The following is a 16,514-nucleotide window of genomic DNA, read 5'->3' as shown; positions in this document are numbered from 1 at the left end:
CCTTCGGTGCTGAGTTTCCTCGCTCTCCTCGATGCCGGTGTCACTTCGAAAGTTGTGAAAGCCAACCTGTCGGTGCCATAGGCCAGACTGGATTCATGTTGCTCTCCGAGGTGGTCACGACGTCGGCCGCGCTGGCCGGGACCAGGTCGCGGCTGAAGAAGGCGGAGTTCATCGCCGGCTTGTTGTCCAAGGCCACCGAGCCCGCCGAGATCGAGATCGTCGTGACGTACCTGTCCGGCGAGCTGCGGCAGCGCCGGACCGGGGTCGGCTGGCGGACGCTGGCCGATGCGCCGGCGCCGGCCGCCGACCCGTCACTGACGGTCGAGGAGGTCGACCAGGCGTTCGCGGACCTGGCTGAGATGTCGGGCACCGGCGTGCAGGCGCGGCGGCGGGCGGCCGTCGACGGGCTGTTCGCGCGGGCGACGGCGGATGAGCAATGGTTCCTGCGCCAACTCGTGGGCGGCGAGCTGCGGCAGGGCGCGCTCGACGGCGTGATGGCGGACGCGGTCGCGCGGGCGACGGGGATTCCGTTGGACAAGATCAGGGCCGCGGCGATGTTGCGTGGGGCGGCTGCTCCGGTCGCTGTCGCCGTACTGACCGAGGGTGAGGCGGGCCTGGCGCAGTTCGGTCTCGAGGTCGGGCGTGGGGTGCAGCCGATGCTGGCACAGTCGGCGACCACGGTGGCGGAGGCGTTGACCAAGACCGGTACACCGGCGGCGCTCGAGTGGAAGCTGGACGGGATCCGGATCCAGGTGCATCGGGACGGTTCTCGCGTCGTGGTTTACACGCGAACGCTCGACGACATCACGACACGCGTGCCGGAGGTGGTTCGCGCAGTGCTCGAGCTCGACGCCCAGCAGGTCGTGCTCGACGGTGAGCTGATCGCGCTGCGGCCGGACGGGCGGCCTGAGCCGTTCCAGGTGACCGGGTCGCGGACGGCAACGCGTGCGGCCACGGGGCCGGAGTCGGTGCCGCTCACGCCGTACTTCTTCGACATCCTGCACCAGGACGGCCAGGACCTGCTCGGGCTCGACGGAGCCGCGCGGCACGACTGGCTGTCGAAGCTCGTGCCCGAGGAGCGCCGGGTGCCGCGGCTCGTGACCGATGACGCGGAGGCCGGGCAGGCGTTCTTCGCGGATGCGGTGCGGCGCGGGCACGAGGGCGTGATGGTGAAGTCGTTGACCGTGCCTTACGAGGCGGGCCGACGCGGGTCCGGGTGGGTGAAGGTCAAGCAGACGCACACGCTCGATCTCCTCGTGCTCGCTGCCGAGTGGGGTCACGGGCGGCGGACGGGCTGGTTGTCGAACCTCCATCTCGGTGCGCGCGACGAGGAGACCGGCGAGTTCGTGATGCTCGGGAAGACATTCAAGGGGCTGACCGACGAGCTGCTCCGCTGGCAGACCGAGCGCTTCCAGGAGCTCGCCGTACGACGGGACGACTGGGCCGTCTACCTCCGCCCGGAGGTGGTGGTGGAGATCGCGTTCGACGGCGTGCAGACCTCACCGCGATACCCGGCCGGCATGGCGTTGCGGTTCGCCCGGGTGATTCGTTATCGCGAGGACAAGCGGCCCGAGGACGTTGATACGGTGCAGACCGTGCGCGCGATCCACGCCGGTCCGGAAGTAGGTTCGAGTCATGAATGAGGATCCAGACGTCGTCTCTCGCCGCATCGCCCACGAGTCACTCGACCGCGACGACCCGACCGGTTGGTTCGAGCACCTGTACGCCGCTGCCGCCGAAGGATCCGCCGTCGTCCCGTGGGACCGCGGCACGGCACACCAGTTGCTGATCGACTGGATCAACGAGGCCCAGCCCGACGGCACCGACAAGACCGCACTGGTCGTCGGCGCCGGCACCGGTTGGGACGCAGAACTGATCGCCGACCGCGGATACGACACGACCGCGTTCGACATCTCCCCCAGCGCGATCGAGACAGCCCACCGCAACCACCCGGACTCCAAGGCGCACTACATCGTCGCCGACCTCTTGTCTCCCCCAGCCGACTGGCACCGCGCCTTCGACCTGGTCATCGAGATCTACACCGTGCAGGCGCTGCCGATCTCCCTACAGCCGGCCGCCATCAAGCAGGTAACCGAACTGGTAGCCCCCGGCGGCACGCTCCTCGTCATCGCCGCCGCCCGCCCCGACAACCAACCCGACGAAGCCGTCGCAGGCCCACCCTGGCCCCTGACCCGCGCCACGATCCAGTCCTTCACGGCCCCCGACCTCCGCCTGATCCAACTAGACCAGGCCCCCAGCCCGACGGACCCCACCATCCTCCGCTGGCGAGCCGAATACTTACGCGACTAGCCACACTGCCGAAGTCCTCAGCCGGACGGGGCACCGGCACCTGCGCCCGACGACCGCGTCGTACGGCGGGCCCGGTCGGACCATGCGCGCAGGACGACGATCCCGCTCGCATCCCGTCGTACGACGGACCCGATCGCATGCCGCGGCACGATGGCGCCCGCGCCCGTGGTCGCGGTACAACTCCCGCCGCTCGCCGCGGCGCGAGCTCCCTCGCCGTACGACAGCCCTCGCCGGCACATCGCCGTACGCCGAACTCCCGGAGTTGCCGGCCTTAGGTCCTCGTGGGCGCCCCCGTGGGTCGAGATTGCATGGGAACACCTGTTCGAAAATCATGTAGACTCGGGATATGGCGGGGCGAGGCGTAGTGGGGCCGACGGCTCTGCGGATGATGCTGGGTGGTCATCTGCGGGAGCTGCGCGAGCGCGCCGGTGTCAGCCGGACGGACGCCGGCTGGGCGATCCGGTCGTCTGAGTCCAAGATCAGCCGGCTCGAGCTCGGCCGGGTCGGTTTCAAGGAGCGCGACGTCGCCGACCTCCTCACGTTGTACGGCGTGCACGAGGCGCGTGAGCGGGATCGGCTGCTGGAGCTCGCCCGCGAGGCCAACGACCCGGGCTGGTGGCATCGGTACGGCGACGTCACGCCCGACTGGTTCGACGCGTATCTCGGGCTCGAGGCGACCGCGGAACTGATCCGGACCTACGAGATCCAGTTCGTCCCCGGCCTGCTGCAGACCGCGGAGTACGCACGCGCCGTCGCGCGACTGACTCCCTCCGGCGTGCCGACCGACGACGAGATCGAGCGGATCGTCGCGCTGCGCACCCGCCGGCAACGCGTCCTGGACCGTGAGCCGCCGCTCAAGCTCTGGGCGGTGGTCGAGGAGTCGGTGCTGCATCGCCCGATCGGCGGCCTCGACGTACTGCGCAGCCAGCTCGACGCCCTCCGCGATGCCATCACCCGGCCGAACGTGACGCTTCAGATCATCCCGCTCGCCAGCAGCGGTCACGCGGCAACCGGCGGAGCGTTCTCCCTGCTCCGGTTCCCGCAGCGCGATCTGCCCGACATCGTCTACCTCGAGCACCTCACCAGCGCGCTCTATCTGGACAAGCGCGACGACGTCGAGGCCTACACACAAGCCCTTGACCTGCTGGCATCCAGCAGCCCGTCACCACAGCAGACCGACGAGCAGCTGACCCGCCTGCTCGAGCGCCTACCGCGCTGACCTGCCGCGCTGATCAGTCGTCGGTCGACTTGCTGACCTGCCGCGCTGATCAGTCGTCGGTCGACTTGAGGTGTTCGATCCGCCCCTGGTCCTCGCCCGCGTCGAGCAGACCGTCCGAGTCGGTCCGATTGGTGTCGTACTCGCTGAGCGCGATGTCCGGGTGGTGCATGTCGAAGGCCGGCGAGTCCGAACGGATCCGCGGCAACTGGTCGAAGTTGTGCCGCGGCGGCGGGCAGCTCGTCGCCCACTCCAGCGACCGGCCCCACCCCCACGGATCGTCCACCTCGACGAGCGGGTGCCGCCGCGACTTGTAGACGTTCCAGAAGAACGGCAGCGTAGAGATCCCGAGAATGAACGCACCGACGGTCGACACCTGGTGCAGTGTGGTGAAGCCCTCGAACGACTTGTAGTCGGCGTACCGCCGCGGCATGCCCTCGACACCCAGCCAGTGCTGCACCAGGAACGTCGTGTGGAAGCCGATGAACAGCAGCCAGAAATGCAGCTTCCCCCAGCGCTCGTCGAGCATCCGCCCGGTCATCTTCGGCCACCAGTAGTAGAACCCGGCGAACATCGCGAAGACGACGGTGCCGAAGACGACGTAGTGGAAGTGCGCAACGACGAAGTACGTGTCGGAGAGCTGGTAGTCCAGGGCCGGCGAGGCCAGGATGACCCCGGTGAGGCCGCCGAAGAGGAACGTCGTGAGGAAGCCGACCGCCCACAGCATCGGGGTGTCGAAGGACAGCGAGCCGCCCCACATCGTCCCGATCCAGTTGAAGAACTTCACCCCGGTCGGTACCGCGATCAGGAACGTCATGAACGAGAAGAACGGCAGGTTCACCGCACCGGTCACGAACATGTGGTGCGCCCACACCGCGATCGACAGGGCGCCGATGCCCATCGTCGCCGCAACCAGACCGATGTACCCGAAGACCGGCTTGCGACTGAACACCGGCAGGATCTCGGTGATGATGCCGAAGAACGGCAGGGCGATGATGTAGACCTCGGGATGCCCGAAGAACCAGAACAGATGCTGCCAGAGGATCGCGCCGCCGTTCGACGCATCGAACACGTGCGCTCCGAGCGATCTGTCCGCCTCCAGCACCAGCAGCGCCGCCGCGAGAATCGGGAACGCGATCAGCACCAGGATCGACGTGACCAGGATGTTCCAGCAGAAGATCGGCATCCGGAACATCGTCATCCCCGGCGCCCGCATCGTGATGATCGTGGTGACGAAGTTGACGCCGCCGAGGATCGTGCCGAGACCGGCCATCCACAGGCCCATGATCCACAGGTCGCCCCCGATACCCGGCGAGCGGACCTCGTTCGACAAGGGCGAGTACGCCGTCCAGCCGAAGTCGGCCGCGCCGCCCGGGGTGAGGAACGCGCCGATCGTGATCAGCCCGCCGAACAGGAACAGCCAGTAGCTGAACATGTTCAACCGCGGGAACGCCACGTCCGGGGCGCCGATCTGCACCGGCATGATCACGTTGGCGAACCCGACGAACAGGGGCGTCGCGAACAGCAGCAGCATGATCGTGCCGTGCATGGTGAAGAGCTGGTTGTACGTCTCCTCGTTCACGAGCTGCAGCCCCGGCTCGGCGAGCTCGGCGCGCATGATCAGCGCCATGATGCCGCCGATCAGGAAGAAGATGAACGACGTGACCAGGTACAACTGGCCGATCACCTTGTGATCGGTCGTCGACAAGAGTTTGCCGATCACCTGGCCCAGTGGCCGCCGTCGTAATCCGACAGCAGTCGTTCCGGTGCGCTCGGTGATCCCAGCCTGTCCACTGACGCTGGCCACGATTCGATTAGACACCTATGGTCCCGCGAGGAACACCCCTTACCGCGGAGCACCGGCCGCGATCACCGCGCGTACGTCGGCCAGTCGCAGCGTGGCCGGGTCGACGTCCATCAGGCACCACGTGGCCCCGGCGTCGGCGTACGGACGCGGATCGACGTCCGGTTCCAGCGCCACCGCGATGTCGTAATTGTCCAGATTGCCGCGCAATTCACGCAGTACGGCGGCCGGCTCGGCGACCTGGTCGGGCGACGTGAGGTTGACCGGGAAGAAGCCGTCGTACTGCGCTGCTCGCCGGATCGGCTTCGCATTCCCGGGGAATCCGGCGATCCACACCGGCACCCGGCCCGCGACCGGCCGCGGCAGGAACTGCACGTCGTCGACCAGATAGTGCTTGCCGTGATGCGTCACCGGCTCCCCAGTCCAACCCGCCGTGAGGATGTCCAGCATCTCATCCATCCGCTCGGCCCGGACCCGGTCGTTCACCTCCTCACCGGTCTTCGAGTACTCCTGCGCGAACCGGTCGCTGCCCAGCCCGACGCCGAGCGTCAGCCGGCCACCCGAGAGCCGGTCCAGAGTCGTTGTCTCACGCAACAACTTGGTCGGTCGGCGGCGCGCGATCGGCGAGACCATCGGCCCGATCCGGAGTCGCTCGGTCACCATCGCGATCGCGCTCATCGCGATCCACGGATCCGACACCAGCCGGACCGGTTCCCGCCACCACAGCTGGTCCCAGAGGAAGAACCCGTCCCACCCAGCCCCCTCGGCCGCCGCTGCCAGCCCAGCGACCTCGCGCGCATCGGACAACTCGTCGAACAAGGGCAGCCAGATCGCAAATTTCATGACGCCACCTCGTCCACGAAGGTCTTCCAGTAGGGCGCCGACAACCCGTGCCCCATGCCGGGCAGCACCACGAGCCGAGCACCCGGTGCCGCGTCTCGCACTGCCTCACCGTGCGGCAAAGGCAGCAGCGGATCGGCGTCTCCGTGCAGGACGAGAACCGGCATGGTCAGGTCGCCGAAGCCGCCGTCGCGTGGGCCGTCGAAGGTCATCGCGAAGTGGTTCGTCAGCGAAGCCTCGTAGTTCCGAGCCCGGGCCATGTCCCGCCGGACCAGAGCACGAGCGGCGGTCTCGTCGAAATGTCCCGCTGCCTCGGCTTCGATCGACCGTACGACGTACTCCTCGACGGCAGCCGGGTCGCCGAGATCGGGCGTAGCCGGATACGACACCGACGGTGGCGGGAGTCCGTCATCACCGGTGCTCGTCGAAACGAAGGTCAGCGACGCGACGCGGGATGAGTAGTCGACGCCGAGGATCAACGCGATGCCGCCGGACATCGACTGCGCGACCACGTGCGCCTTCTCGATGCCCAGGGCATCGAGAAGACCGACGGCGTCAGCCGCCAAAGTGCTCATCGCGTAGCCCGGTTCCCCGACCGGGAAGGAGGTCGACCGGCCGGTGTCGCGCTGGTCGTAGCGGATGACGAACCGACCGCGGGCGGCGAGTTCGCTGCACAACCGGCTGTCCCACCACAGCATGGAGGCGGTGGCGCCGTGGATGAGCAGGACGGCGGGGTCGGCCGGATCGCCGTACGTCTCCGCGCAGAGTTCGATGCCGTTGACCGAGTAGAGGTTCTCCATGCCCACGACCGTAGAAGCCGCACACACATCGTGAAAAGCGATTGATTCTTATCGAAGCGATCGCCAATGGCGATAGAGTGCGGCCATGTACGAGTTGCGTCATCTGGCGACGCTGGCTGCCGTCGCCGACGAGGGATCGTTCGGCCGTGCCGCGAGCAGGCTCGGCTACACCCAGTCGAGCGTCAGCCAGCAGATCGCAGTCCTCGAGAAGGCCGCCCAGGGGCCGCTGTTCGACCGGCCGGGTGGGCCGAAGCCGGTGCGGATCACTCCGCTCGGCGCCGTCCTGCTGCAGCACGCCCGCGACCTGCTGCGCCGCGCCGACGAGCTCAGCGACGGGATCGAACGTTTCCGGGCCGGCGACAGCCGGATCGACATCGGCACGTTCCAGACCGTCTCGAACACGCTGCTGCCGCAGGTGATTCGCGGCCTCCGCGACGCGCATCCGGGCTGCGACATCCGGCTGTTCGAGGAGGAGACCGACGATCCCGATCTCACCGGCCTCGATCTGATGTTCTTCGACGGCCGCACCGACGACACCATCGAGGACCTCAAACTGCTCGACGACCCGTACGTCCTGGTCGCGCGCCCGGGCGACTTCCCCGCCGGACCGGTCCCGCTCGAGAAGTTGGACGGCCTGCCGCTGGTCGCCCATCCGGCGATCTGCCACCAAGCGGTGGTCGAGGACTTCCTCCGCGCCCGCGACATCCGCCCGCAGTTCGTGTTCCGCACCGAGGGCAACGAGGCGCTGCTCGCGATGGTCCGCGCCGGCCTCGGTGCGGCCCTCGCGCCACGTCTCGCCGTACTGCGTGACGACCCGAGCCTCACGCTGCATGAACTCACACCCGAGCTCCCGGCGCGGGAGATCTTCTTGCTGTGGCAGGCCGGCCGCACGCACTCACCGCTTGCGGCACACGCGATCGAGCTCGCGCGGAGTGCGGCGGCCGGCCTCGCCCTCAACTGACAGTCAGCACCTTCGACGCGGTCTGCGTCCCCTGGTGGTCAGCGTCCGCGAGCCACACCACGCGGTAGGTGTAGGTGCCGCGTGCGGTCGGCTTGATGCTGAAGGCGTACTTCCCGTTCGTCGTCAGCTTCCCGGTCGTCACCGCCACCCAGGTCGTACCGGAGCGCCGCTGCAGGTACGCCGTCGTACCGGCGTGTGGCGGGTTCAGGTACCCGTAGAGCAACGTTGACGCACCCAGCTTGATCGCACCCGGAGTGAGGTACGCCGACAGCGCCGGATGCACCTGGACCAGCGGAGCCGTGCTGCGCGTGCCGAGCACAGCACCGCCGCCGTTGTAGCCCCACATGTAGTACGTCGACACAGCCGGCTTCTGCGACGTCGACGCGATGCCGTTGGCGTCCGTGGTGAACGATCCGACCGTCGACCACTTGCTCGCGTTCTTGGCCTTCGCGTACAGCACCGCCGGTACGCCGGCCAGCTTCACACCGTCCAGCCGACTGACGGCCGTCGACAGCGTGACCGCCTGCGTGTACATGATCGAGGCCGCACTGGCGCCGATCGTGGCCTTCGAGCCGACGAGCTTCACGTCGACACCGGGACCGATCTTGCCCTTGCTGTCCTTCACCCAGACCCGGTACGCGTAGCTGGCCGAGTTCGACAGCCCCGTCTGCGTGAACAGGCTGGCCGAGCCGTTGTAGACCGCAGTTCCGGAAGTCGGCAGCGGCGGCGGAGTCGAGCCGACCGCACTGCGAACCATGATCTGGCCAAGAGTCACACCCGCCGGCTTCGTCCACCGCAGCGTCGCCGCCGCAACTCCGCCGGTGACGCTGAAGCTGGTGACAGGAGGCGGCGGGGCCGTCAGGTTCAGGTAGTTCTTGTCGATCGACATCGTGACGCCGCCATTGGTCTCACTCAGGCTGTCGTACTGGTGCACGCGCTGGTGATTGCTCCAGTAGGTCGCCGGAACCGACATCGTGCCCGGCGTCTTGTTCCACTGGGCCATCCAGATGTTGTCCGGCCGCGTGTACGCCGTGCTCGTGTAGCCGCTCACCAGGTCGGCGCTTCCGTGTGCAGCGTTGACATAAGCCCCGCCCAGGTAACCCCGCGAGTTCAGCTCCTGGGTCCAACCACTCACATACGACAGGACCGCTGCCTTGCACGCTGCGGTCGAGTCGTACGGCTCGAGGTCGGTGTAGATCGCGCTGCGCTGGGCGAACCCGAGCGCCTGCGCCGCGGCGACCGCGTTGATCGCAGCGTTGCGGCCCTGGATCAAGGCGGTTGACGCGACCGACGACATCCGGCTCTTGTACGTCGTGCAAGGCGCCTGGTAGCCGACGTCGATCAGGAGGAACTGCCAGCCCTTGCTCGCGTTCGTGGCCACCCAGTCGGCGGTCAGGTTCGGCTGCGCGCAGGCCCGGAGCCCGCCGCTGATGTAGATGCCGATCCCCTGGTACTTCGGTCGCCACGCGTCCATCGTGGACTGCGGCGGCGCGGTGCACGCGTCAAAGCCATCGCCCGCGAAGTTGCCCGTGGCAACCACCGACGGGGTGACCGCGGCGGGTGCCGCAACCCGGGCGGATGGCGTCTTCGTCACCACTCGGCCGGTGGCCAGCACGTCGCCCGCCGCACCCTCCGCGCCCGGTGCGTAGTACGCGGTCGCGAGTACTCCGGCATCGGTGACCGCGCGCCGGAGCAGGCCGTCGCTGGACGGCGTGTTCGTGGTCAGCGGCTCGAGGATCAGGCCGGAGCTGCGGCCGACGAGATGCGCCGGGCAGTTGGCCTGCGACGTACTGCGGCCCAGGTACACCGCGGGCTGGTCGAGCCGGACGCAGGCGGTCGGGTCGGCGGTCAGGTCGACCACCGGCCAGTTGGCCGGGACAGTTACTTGGTAGCCACGGTACGAGACGGTCTTGGTCTCGTCCGCGACGGCTGAAGTGGCAGCGGTGGTACCCGCCACCAGGGCGAGGGCGAGTGCCAGCCCCCCAGGTCTGAACAACCTCACAGTGCTCCCCAGATGATCGACGATCAGAGCCCCCAAGTGAAAGCGAGTACCTGCGCTCTTGTCGAAGAGCATCCGGCACTCGCCTCGATGCCCGGATGCTATCGGCGCAGGTGGTTCACCCGTTCGGCGGGATGTTTTGGATCGCTCAGTCCATAACGTGCTAGGCTCGAAGTCATGCCGAGACCGAGGACGTTCGACGAGGATCGCGCCATCGACGCCGCGATGCGGGTGTTCTGGACGGCCGGCTACGAAGCGACCTCGACGCAGGACCTCTGCGAGGCGACCGGCCTCGGCCGGAGCAGCATCTACAACACGTTCAGCAGCAAGCGCGATCTGTTCGACCGAGCCCTCCGGCGGTACGTCGACCAGTTCACCGCCGCCCAGCTCGAGGTCATCGAGGACGCCACCGTGCCGATCCGTGAGCGGGTGCGGCGGATCCTCTGGACCGCCGTCGAGCCGGAGCCCGACGACCCGACGGGCTGCTTCGTCATCAACACGATCGTCGAGCTCGGCCCGAAGGACGCCGAGATCCTCGACCTGCTCGACCGGGACCACGAGACCAAGCTGGCTGCCCTGACGGACGCGATCCGGACGGCGCAGGCCAGTGGCGAGGTCGACCCGGAGCAGGACGCGACCGGGCTCGCGACGTACGTCTTCACCGTTCTCGGCGGCCTCCGGGTCGCCGCTCGACGCGGCGCCGACCGCGCCGGCCAGCAGGCCGTCGTCGAGGCGACTCTGCGCAGCTTCTGATCGTCTCCCCTGCCCACGTTTTGCACTGAACGATCCAATACGAGAGGACCTCATGCCTCGCGCTGTCTATCTGCTCGGCCTGGCGATCTTCGCCCAGGGCACGTCCGAGCTGATGCTCGCCGGACTGCTCCCCGAGATCGCGACCGACCTGGACGTCTCGATCCCTGCTGCCGGTCTGCTGATCTCGGCATTCGCCGTCGGCATGCTCGTCGGTGCGCCGATCCTGGCCGTCACCACGCTGCGCTGGTCCCGCCGCGCGGCGATGCTCGCGTTCCTGGCGATCTTCGCGCTCACCCACGTGGCCGGCGCCCTGACCTCGTCGTACGGCGTACTCCTCGCGACCCGGGTCGCCGGGGCCTTCGTGTATGCCGGATTCTGGGCGGTCGCATCGGTGACCGCGATCGAACTCGCCGGGCCCGAAGCGCGCGCCAAGGCGATGAGTGTCCTGGCCGGCGGGCTGACTGTCGCCACGATCGTCGGCCTGCCCGCGGGAACGCTGCTCGGGCAGCACCTCGGCTGGCGCTCCGCGTTCTGGGCGGTCGCGATCCTGTCGGCTCTCTCGATCATCGGCATCGTCGCGACGATCCCGCGCGGCCGGGCGGAGCGCACTCCGGAGCTGCGGCAGGAGGTGCGCAGTATGGCGAATCCGCAGTTGTGGCTCGCGTACGGCACTACAGCTTTGTCGACCGGCGCGATCCTGGTGATCTTCAGCTACCTCGCTCCCCTGCTCACCGACACCACCGGACTGTCCGCCGGCTGGGTGCCCGCGATCCTGGCGCTGTACGGCGTCGGCGCGCTGATCGGCATCACGATCAGCGGACGGACCGCGGACCGGCGTCCGTTCAGCACGCTGGTGCTCAGCCTGACCGGCGTGATCGTCGCGGCGGTCGTGCTCGCGCTCACGACGGGTACGCCGTGGCTCGCCGTACCGGCGATCATCGCGGTCGGGACGTTCGGGTTCGCGACCAACCCGGCGGTCAACTCGCGGGTGTTCAGCGTCGCCGGATCCGCGCCGACACTGGCCGCGGCGTTCAACATCTCCGCGTTCAACGTCGGGATCACGGTCGGTCCGTGGCTCGGCGGGCTCGCGCTCGACGCGGGCGCCGGGTACTCGTCGGTGGGCTGGATCGGCGCCGGACTCGGAGTACTTGCCTTCGGCACCATTCCGCTCGCGATCCGGGCCGCCGGGCGAGCCCGGGCCGACCGGCCGAGCGCAGCTCAGCCGGCGTACGACAGCGCCAGTTCGATCACCGGCGCGTAGCCCGAGCGACGGGCTTCGGTCCAGGTGGCGGCGCCGCCTGCCAGGTCGTCGGTCGCTATCCGGTAGATCAGCGCGCGGATCAGCATCTGACCCCATTCCGGCAGATGCGCCCAGCGGGCGGCGAGCCCGGGCTCGGCGCCGTACCAGCACAGTGCGTCCGCAACGGCAACCGCCGACGCCCACGACGGCGGTCGCCAGTACACCGGCCAGTCGATGATCGCCGGCGGAAGCCCGTCGGCGAACATCACATTCCCCGGCAGATCGCCATGCACGACCTGCTCCGCCAACTCGACCGGCCGCCAGGCATCGACAAGCAGCCCGACCAACTCGACGTACGCCGGACTCCCGTCGTACGGCTGCTCGCCCCACGCGATCCGATCGCCGTCGGACCACGGATCGCTGCGCTCATCGAGGAAGTCGGGCCGCCGGAACCCCGCAACGGCTGCATGGAAAGCCTCAGCCGCCCGCAGCACGTCGTCTTGTCGCCCGACATCAGTAGCCCCGTCCAACAGCGAGCTGCCTTCCCACCCGAACGCGATCCACTCACCGCTCCGGCTCCGCACGGGCCGAGGTACCCGGAACTCGTCCGACTCCGGCAGGTCGGCCAGCACCTCGGCCCGCCAGACGGTCTCCGAAACAGCACGCTTCAGCACGACGTCTCCGGATCGCCACGTCTCCCCCTGCCCACCAGGCAACAGGACTGCGGGCTCGGTCAGCGCGAACGCGTCGAGGACTTTAGCGGAAGGACCAGCCATGCGCGCACCCTGCCATGAACACCGCGCGGGGCTCACCAGGTTTTAGGTCCTGGAGCTATAGGGTTCTGCGGTGACTGATCTCGACCTGTTCGGCGACCTCGACACCGCGGCCCTTCCGGAGCGGCAGCAGCGGATCCTGGTGGTGATCCGCGACTGGGTGACCCGGCACGGGTATCCGCCGAGCAGCCGGCAGATCGGTGACGCGGTCGGGTTGCGGTCCTCGTCCTCGGTGTCGAAGCATCTGGCCAGCCTCGAGGAGAAGGGCTTCCTCCGCCGCAGTCCGTCGGTCTCGCGGCCGATCGACGTCCGGATGTTCCTGCAGGAGTCGAGCACGCAGACCACGAGCGACGACAACGTGCCGGTGCCGGTGGTCGGCGACATCGCGGCCGGTACGCCGATCTCCGCGATCGAGCACGTCGACGACGTCATGCAACTCCCCCGCGGGCTGACCGGACGCGGCACCGTGTTCGGCCTCCGCGTCCGCGGCGAGTCGATGATCGACGCCGCGATCTGCGACGGCGACATCGTCGTGGTCCGCCAGCAGTCCGAGGCGCACAACGGCCAGATCGTCGCCGCGATGATCGACGAGGAAGCGACCGTGAAGGTCTACCGCCGCCGCAACGGTCACGTCTATCTCGAGCCGCGCAACCCGGAGTACGACGTCATCGACGGCGACAACGCCTCGATCCTCGGCATCGTCGTGTCGGTACTGCGCAGCGTCTAGCGCTCCAGGTTGGTCTTGAGCCGCGCCATGTTCCGCACCATCTCCTTGCGCGACTGCGGGATCACCATCAGCGGCACGATCAGCCTGCCGATGCCGTGACCCTGGAAGTCGAGGTCGATCGTCACCGTACTTGCGTCGCGGCCGGCGATCGGCTCGACGGACACCCTGACCGTGGAGCGGATCGGTCCCTCGTCACCGTGCACCGCCCAGGCCCGCGGCGGGTCGAACTCGGTCAGCCGTGACGTCACGTCCCGCTCGCGGCCGCCGATCGATCCCATTGCCCCAGTCTCCTGGTCAGTCAGCTGCCTTCGATCTGTTGACGATCGGCGCGGCCCCGGATTCGACACGTTTGACGCCGAACAGGACCGGGATTCCGGGCAGGGACGACACCAGCAGCGCGAGCGCGGCGGAGACGGCGAAGGCGGACGGCAGGAGTACGGCGTACTTCGTCCAGATCGCCGCGTCCCACTGCACGACGAAGTACGCGATCGCGAGGATGACCGGCTGGTGCACGATGAAGTACGGCATCGCGGCGCGGGCGAGCGGGGTCGGGAGCGTGCGCCGGAAGGCAGGTGCCCGCATGCCGAACCCGAGCACCGCGACCAGCCACCCCCAGACGGCGAACGTGATCAGCGGCGAGTACCAGAGGTACTGCCACGAGTACCCCGGGTCCGGCCACCAGCCGTCGAGGAAGTCGATGATCCCGGTGAAGACGCCGATGAGGAACGCACCGATGCCGAGGATCAGTCCGGGTACGGCGTCCCGGCGTACCGCTGCCATCAGCCGGTCGTCCGACATGACGAGATACCCGACGACGAAGAAGTCGAAGAAGAACACGAACTCGCCCCACCCGTGCTCCGGACCGGGCGCGGCGAGCAGGAGCAGATGCACCGGCACCAGCGGTACCGCGACGAGCAGGATCGAACCGCGGCGCTGACACCGTCGCGCGATCCAGTCCGCCCGGCCGCGCAGCAGCATGAACAACGGGAGCCCGAGGACAGCGAACTGGATCAGGTAGACGAGGAACCAGAGGTGGTAGGTGTCGCGCAGCCACAGCGGCGCGTCTCCCGCGAGATCGCCGAAGAACGTCCGTACGTCTCCGAAGAACGACTGGGTGGACCGGCCCTTGTGGTGCTCCTCGATGAAGTACTGCACGGGTGAGAGCAGCACGTAGGCGACGACGAAAGGTATGAGGAGGCGAATCGACCGCTCCTTCAGGAACTGCATCGCGGTCCGCCACCGCAATGCGAGCCAGGCGGCGGAGCCGGAGAGCATGAAGAAGAACGCCAGCCCCCACAGGCCGAGGAAGGCGATCGCGACCGAGATCCCCTCACTCGTCTCCGCGTTCTTCACATGCCAGTCGCCGTCGTCGAACGGCCGCAGGGTGTGGAACACGAACACCCCGAGCACCGCCAGGACCCGCAACCAGTCGAGAAACCACAACCGTTCGCCCCGCCCCTGAGCTCCCATGAAGCAAGGATGGTGGCTCAGCGGGCCAGGCGCTCGCGCAACAGGTCGAGTTGCGCCGGATTGGCGGTCAGTTCCGCGGCGCGCTCGTCGGCGAGGTGTGCTTCGGCGTCACGGCCGAGGTCGCGGAGGAACTGGGCTCGGGTCGCGTGGAACAACGGGTACGTGTCCAGTCGGAGGCGCTCGAGTTCTGCGAGCGCGACGGACGGTCCCTCGACGTACGAGAGCGCGACCGAGCGGTGCAGGCACGGCACGGGACTGGGCTGCAGGGTGAGCAGCATGTCGTACAGGACGAGGATCTGCCGCCAGTCGGTTTCGGCCCAGGTCGGCGCTTCGCTGTGGCAGGCGGCGATGGCGGCCTGCAGCTGGTACGGGCCGGGTGCGTGGTGACGGTGAGCGGTTCTGGTGAGGAGAGCCGTGGCCTCGGCGATCGCGGTTCGATCCCAGAGGGTGCGGTCCTGGTCTTCGAGCAGGACGAGGTCGCCGGCCGGCGTGAAGCGAGCCGCCGTACGGGCTCGGTGGAGACGGATCAGGGCCAGCAGACCGGCGACCTCGGGCTCGTTCGGCAGGAGGCCGTGAAGTAGCGCGGTCAGCCATTCGGCGTCGTCGACCAGGTCGCGGGAGTGCGCGCGTTCCGCCGTACTGGACAGGTAGCCCTCGTTGAAGAGCAGGTAGATCACGGTCAGTACTTCGGTGAGACGCTCGGGCAGCTCGTCGTCACGTGGGATCCGGTACGGGATGCCGGCGTCGGTGATCTTGCGCTTGGCCCGGGTGATGCGTTGGGCGACGGCGGTCTCCTTGGCGAGCAACGCGGCTGCGATCTGCGCTGTCGTCAGACCGCAGACGACCCGCAGCGTCAGCGCGACCTGCGCCTCGCGGGCGAGCGCCGGGTGGCAGCAGGTGAAGATCAGCCGCAGCCGGTCATCCGGCGCGACTGGTTGCTCATCCTGGTGTTGGAGCTCGGCCAGCTTGGCGCGGTAGTTCTGCTGACGACGCAGTACGTCGAGACCGCGCCGCTTGGCGACCGTGAACAGCCAGGCGTCCGGCCGATCCGGGATGCCCTCGACCGGCCACCGCCGGAGCGCGATCTCGACCGCGTCCTGCACCAGGTCCTCGGCCGCGGAGAAGTCCCCGAGCAGCGACACCAGCGAACCGGCCAGCCGGCCCGCGTGGTCACGCACCACGCGAGCCAGCTCGTCCTCGGTGTTCACGGCTGCGTTCACAGCTGCGATCACATCTCCGCGACCGGGCGGATCTCGACGACCGGACAGGCCGGCCAGGTCTTCACCATCCGCAGCGCCTCGTCCAGATCCGCGACGTCGATCTCGGTGAACCCCGACACGACCTCCTTGCCCTCGATGAACGGCCCGTCGGTAGTCATCGCGACGCCGCCGTCCAACCGGACCGTGGTCGCGGTCTCCGCGCCCTGCAGCCTGTTCCCGCGGTCAGTGATCTTGTCGCGGTGGTCGTCGAACCACTGGTACACCCGCTGGTACGCCTGCTCACGCTCGCCCGGCGTCATCGCGTCGAGCTCCTTGAGGTACTCCTCGGTCTCGATGAACATCAATACGTACTTCACCCGTACACCTCCAGTCGGTAGCTTCAGCCTGATGACGATCCGGGT

The 16,514-nt window shown here is 68.3% G+C and carries 17 protein-coding genes; 7 read left to right on the top strand and 10 right to left on the bottom strand.

Annotation, left to right across the window (positions count from 1 at the left end; translation table 11 throughout):
• Window positions 1-95 precede the first annotated feature (95 nt).
• The gene (locus OHA10_RS30630) at window positions 96-1,643 is read left to right on the top strand and encodes an ATP-dependent DNA ligase (protein WP_371402228.1); all 1,548 of its coding nucleotides are present in this window, start codon (window positions 96-98) and stop codon (window positions 1,641-1,643) included.
• On the top strand, window positions 1,636-2,310 hold the full coding sequence (locus tag OHA10_RS30625) for a class I SAM-dependent methyltransferase (RefSeq protein WP_371402227.1): 675 nt from the start codon (window positions 1,636-1,638) through the stop codon (window positions 2,308-2,310). The genes OHA10_RS30630 and OHA10_RS30625 overlap by 8 nt, the downstream gene beginning before the upstream one ends.
• A 17-nt stretch (window positions 2,311-2,327) precedes the next feature.
• Here the strand turns inward: OHA10_RS30625 and OHA10_RS30620 are convergent, their stop codons facing one another.
• Window positions 2,328-2,549 carry a hypothetical protein gene (locus tag OHA10_RS30620; protein WP_371402226.1) on the bottom strand — a complete coding sequence of 74 codons (222 nt, stop codon included), beginning with the start codon at window positions 2,547-2,549 and terminating at the stop codon, window positions 2,328-2,330.
• A gap of 107 nt (window positions 2,550-2,656) precedes the next feature.
• Here OHA10_RS30620 and OHA10_RS30615 point away from each other — a divergent pair, with 107 nt between their 5' ends.
• On the top strand, window positions 2,657-3,529 hold the full coding sequence (locus OHA10_RS30615; RefSeq protein ID WP_371402225.1) for a helix-turn-helix domain-containing protein: 873 nt from the start codon (window positions 2,657-2,659) through the stop codon (window positions 3,527-3,529).
• 49 nt (window positions 3,530-3,578) lie between these two features.
• Here the strand turns inward: OHA10_RS30615 and ctaD are convergent, their stop codons facing one another.
• The 3 genes from ctaD to OHA10_RS30600 all read right to left on the bottom strand — a co-directional run bounded on the left by ctaD (window position 3,579) and on the right by OHA10_RS30600 (window position 6,970).
• The gene (gene ctaD / locus OHA10_RS30610; RefSeq protein ID WP_371408011.1) at window positions 3,579-5,306 is read right to left on the bottom strand and encodes a cytochrome c oxidase subunit I; all 1,728 of its coding nucleotides are present in this window, start codon (window positions 5,304-5,306) and stop codon (window positions 3,579-3,581) included.
• 66 nt (window positions 5,307-5,372) lie between these two features.
• Window positions 5,373-6,173, bottom strand: a complete 801-nt coding sequence (locus OHA10_RS30605; RefSeq protein ID WP_371402224.1) for an LLM class flavin-dependent oxidoreductase — start codon at window positions 6,171-6,173, stop codon at window positions 5,373-5,375.
• Window positions 6,170-6,970: an alpha/beta fold hydrolase gene (locus tag OHA10_RS30600; RefSeq protein WP_371402223.1), complete on the bottom strand. Its 801-nt coding sequence runs from the start codon at window positions 6,968-6,970 to the stop codon at window positions 6,170-6,172. The genes OHA10_RS30605 and OHA10_RS30600 overlap by 4 nt, the downstream gene beginning before the upstream one ends.
• A gap of 85 nt (window positions 6,971-7,055) precedes the next feature.
• Between OHA10_RS30600 and OHA10_RS30595 the strand changes: the two genes are divergently transcribed.
• Window positions 7,056-7,931, top strand: a complete 876-nt coding sequence (locus OHA10_RS30595; RefSeq protein WP_371402222.1) for a LysR family transcriptional regulator — start codon at window positions 7,056-7,058, stop codon at window positions 7,929-7,931.
• Here OHA10_RS30595 and OHA10_RS30590 read toward each other — a convergent pair.
• On the bottom strand, window positions 7,924-9,888 hold the full coding sequence (locus tag OHA10_RS30590) for a glycoside hydrolase domain-containing protein (protein WP_371402221.1): 1,965 nt from the start codon (window positions 9,886-9,888) through the stop codon (window positions 7,924-7,926). The two genes, OHA10_RS30595 and OHA10_RS30590, sit on opposite strands and share 8 nt — an antisense overlap.
• A 219-nt stretch (window positions 9,889-10,107) precedes the next feature.
• Here OHA10_RS30590 and OHA10_RS30585 point away from each other — a divergent pair, with 219 nt between their 5' ends.
• Both OHA10_RS30585 and OHA10_RS30580 read left to right on the top strand, forming a co-directional pair.
• Window positions 10,108-10,683, top strand: coding sequence for a TetR/AcrR family transcriptional regulator (locus OHA10_RS30585; protein WP_371402220.1), 576 nt, complete (start codon window positions 10,108-10,110; stop codon window positions 10,681-10,683).
• A 52-nt stretch (window positions 10,684-10,735) separates the two neighbouring features.
• Complete coding sequence (locus OHA10_RS30580) at window positions 10,736-11,944, top strand: Cmx/CmrA family chloramphenicol efflux MFS transporter (protein ID WP_371402219.1); 1,209 nt, start codon at window positions 10,736-10,738, stop codon at window positions 11,942-11,944.
• On the opposite strand, the gene OHA10_RS30575 is transcribed toward OHA10_RS30580, so the two are convergent.
• Complete coding sequence (locus OHA10_RS30575) at window positions 11,902-12,699, bottom strand: TIGR02569 family protein (RefSeq protein WP_371402218.1); 798 nt, start codon at window positions 12,697-12,699, stop codon at window positions 11,902-11,904. The genes OHA10_RS30580 and OHA10_RS30575 overlap by 43 nt on opposite strands.
• Window positions 12,700-12,769: 70 nt before the next feature.
• Between OHA10_RS30575 and lexA the strand changes: the two genes are divergently transcribed.
• Window positions 12,770-13,423 carry a transcriptional repressor LexA gene (gene lexA / locus OHA10_RS30570; RefSeq protein WP_371402217.1) on the top strand — a complete coding sequence of 218 codons (654 nt, stop codon included), beginning with the start codon at window positions 12,770-12,772 and terminating at the stop codon, window positions 13,421-13,423.
• On the opposite strand, the gene OHA10_RS30565 is transcribed toward lexA, so the two are convergent.
• Genes OHA10_RS30565 through OHA10_RS30550 form a run of 4 tightly spaced genes read right to left on the bottom strand, consistent with a single transcriptional unit; the run spans window position 13,420 to window position 16,469 of the window.
• The gene (locus tag OHA10_RS30565) at window positions 13,420-13,701 is read right to left on the bottom strand and encodes an SRPBCC family protein (protein ID WP_371402216.1); all 282 of its coding nucleotides are present in this window, start codon (window positions 13,699-13,701) and stop codon (window positions 13,420-13,422) included. The genes lexA and OHA10_RS30565 overlap by 4 nt on opposite strands.
• Window positions 13,702-13,717: 16 nt before the next feature.
• Window positions 13,718-14,893, bottom strand: coding sequence for an acyltransferase (locus tag OHA10_RS30560; RefSeq protein ID WP_371402215.1), 1,176 nt, complete (start codon window positions 14,891-14,893; stop codon window positions 13,718-13,720).
• A gap of 17 nt (window positions 14,894-14,910) precedes the next feature.
• Complete coding sequence (locus OHA10_RS30555; protein ID WP_371402214.1) at window positions 14,911-16,113, bottom strand: RNA polymerase sigma factor; 1,203 nt, start codon at window positions 16,111-16,113, stop codon at window positions 14,911-14,913.
• An 8-nt stretch (window positions 16,114-16,121) separates the two neighbouring features.
• Window positions 16,122-16,469, bottom strand: a complete 348-nt coding sequence (locus tag OHA10_RS30550; RefSeq protein ID WP_371402213.1) for a YciI family protein — start codon at window positions 16,467-16,469, stop codon at window positions 16,122-16,124.
• Window positions 16,470-16,514: the final 45 nt, after the last annotated feature.

Source organism: Kribbella sp. NBC_00662 (assembly GCF_041430295.1).
In the GTDB taxonomy this organism is placed as follows: domain Bacteria; phylum Actinomycetota; class Actinomycetes; order Propionibacteriales; family Kribbellaceae; genus Kribbella.
Note: the sequence above shows the minus strand (reverse complement) of the source record. Positions and strands in the feature narration are given on the sequence as shown.

Coding starts and splice junctions, on each gene's coding strand:
- OHA10_RS30615 (WP_371402225.1), top strand. CDS start 2,657: ATGGCGGGGCGAGGCGTAGTGGGGCCGACGGCTCTGCGGATGATGCTG.
- OHA10_RS30625 (WP_371402227.1), top strand. CDS start 1,636: ATGAATGAGGATCCAGACGTCGTCTCTCGCCGCATCGCCCACGAGTCA.
- OHA10_RS30605 (WP_371402224.1), bottom strand. CDS start 6,173: ATGAAATTTGCGATCTGGCTGCCCTTGTTCGACGAGTTGTCCGATGCG.
- OHA10_RS30595 (WP_371402222.1), top strand. CDS start 7,056: ATGTACGAGTTGCGTCATCTGGCGACGCTGGCTGCCGTCGCCGACGAG.
- OHA10_RS30580 (WP_371402219.1), top strand. CDS start 10,736: ATGCCTCGCGCTGTCTATCTGCTCGGCCTGGCGATCTTCGCCCAGGGC.
- OHA10_RS30560 (WP_371402215.1), bottom strand. CDS start 14,893: ATGGGAGCTCAGGGGCGGGGCGAACGGTTGTGGTTTCTCGACTGGTTG.
- OHA10_RS30620 (WP_371402226.1), bottom strand. CDS start 2,549: ATGTGCCGGCGAGGGCTGTCGTACGGCGAGGGAGCTCGCGCCGCGGCG.
- OHA10_RS30575 (WP_371402218.1), bottom strand. CDS start 12,699: ATGGCTGGTCCTTCCGCTAAAGTCCTCGACGCGTTCGCGCTGACCGAG.
- OHA10_RS30600 (WP_371402223.1), bottom strand. CDS start 6,970: ATGGAGAACCTCTACTCGGTCAACGGCATCGAACTCTGCGCGGAGACG.
- OHA10_RS30630 (WP_371402228.1), top strand. CDS start 96: ATGTTGCTCTCCGAGGTGGTCACGACGTCGGCCGCGCTGGCCGGGACC.
- OHA10_RS30585 (WP_371402220.1), top strand. CDS start 10,108: ATGCCGAGACCGAGGACGTTCGACGAGGATCGCGCCATCGACGCCGCG.
- OHA10_RS30565 (WP_371402216.1), bottom strand. CDS start 13,701: ATGGGATCGATCGGCGGCCGCGAGCGGGACGTGACGTCACGGCTGACC.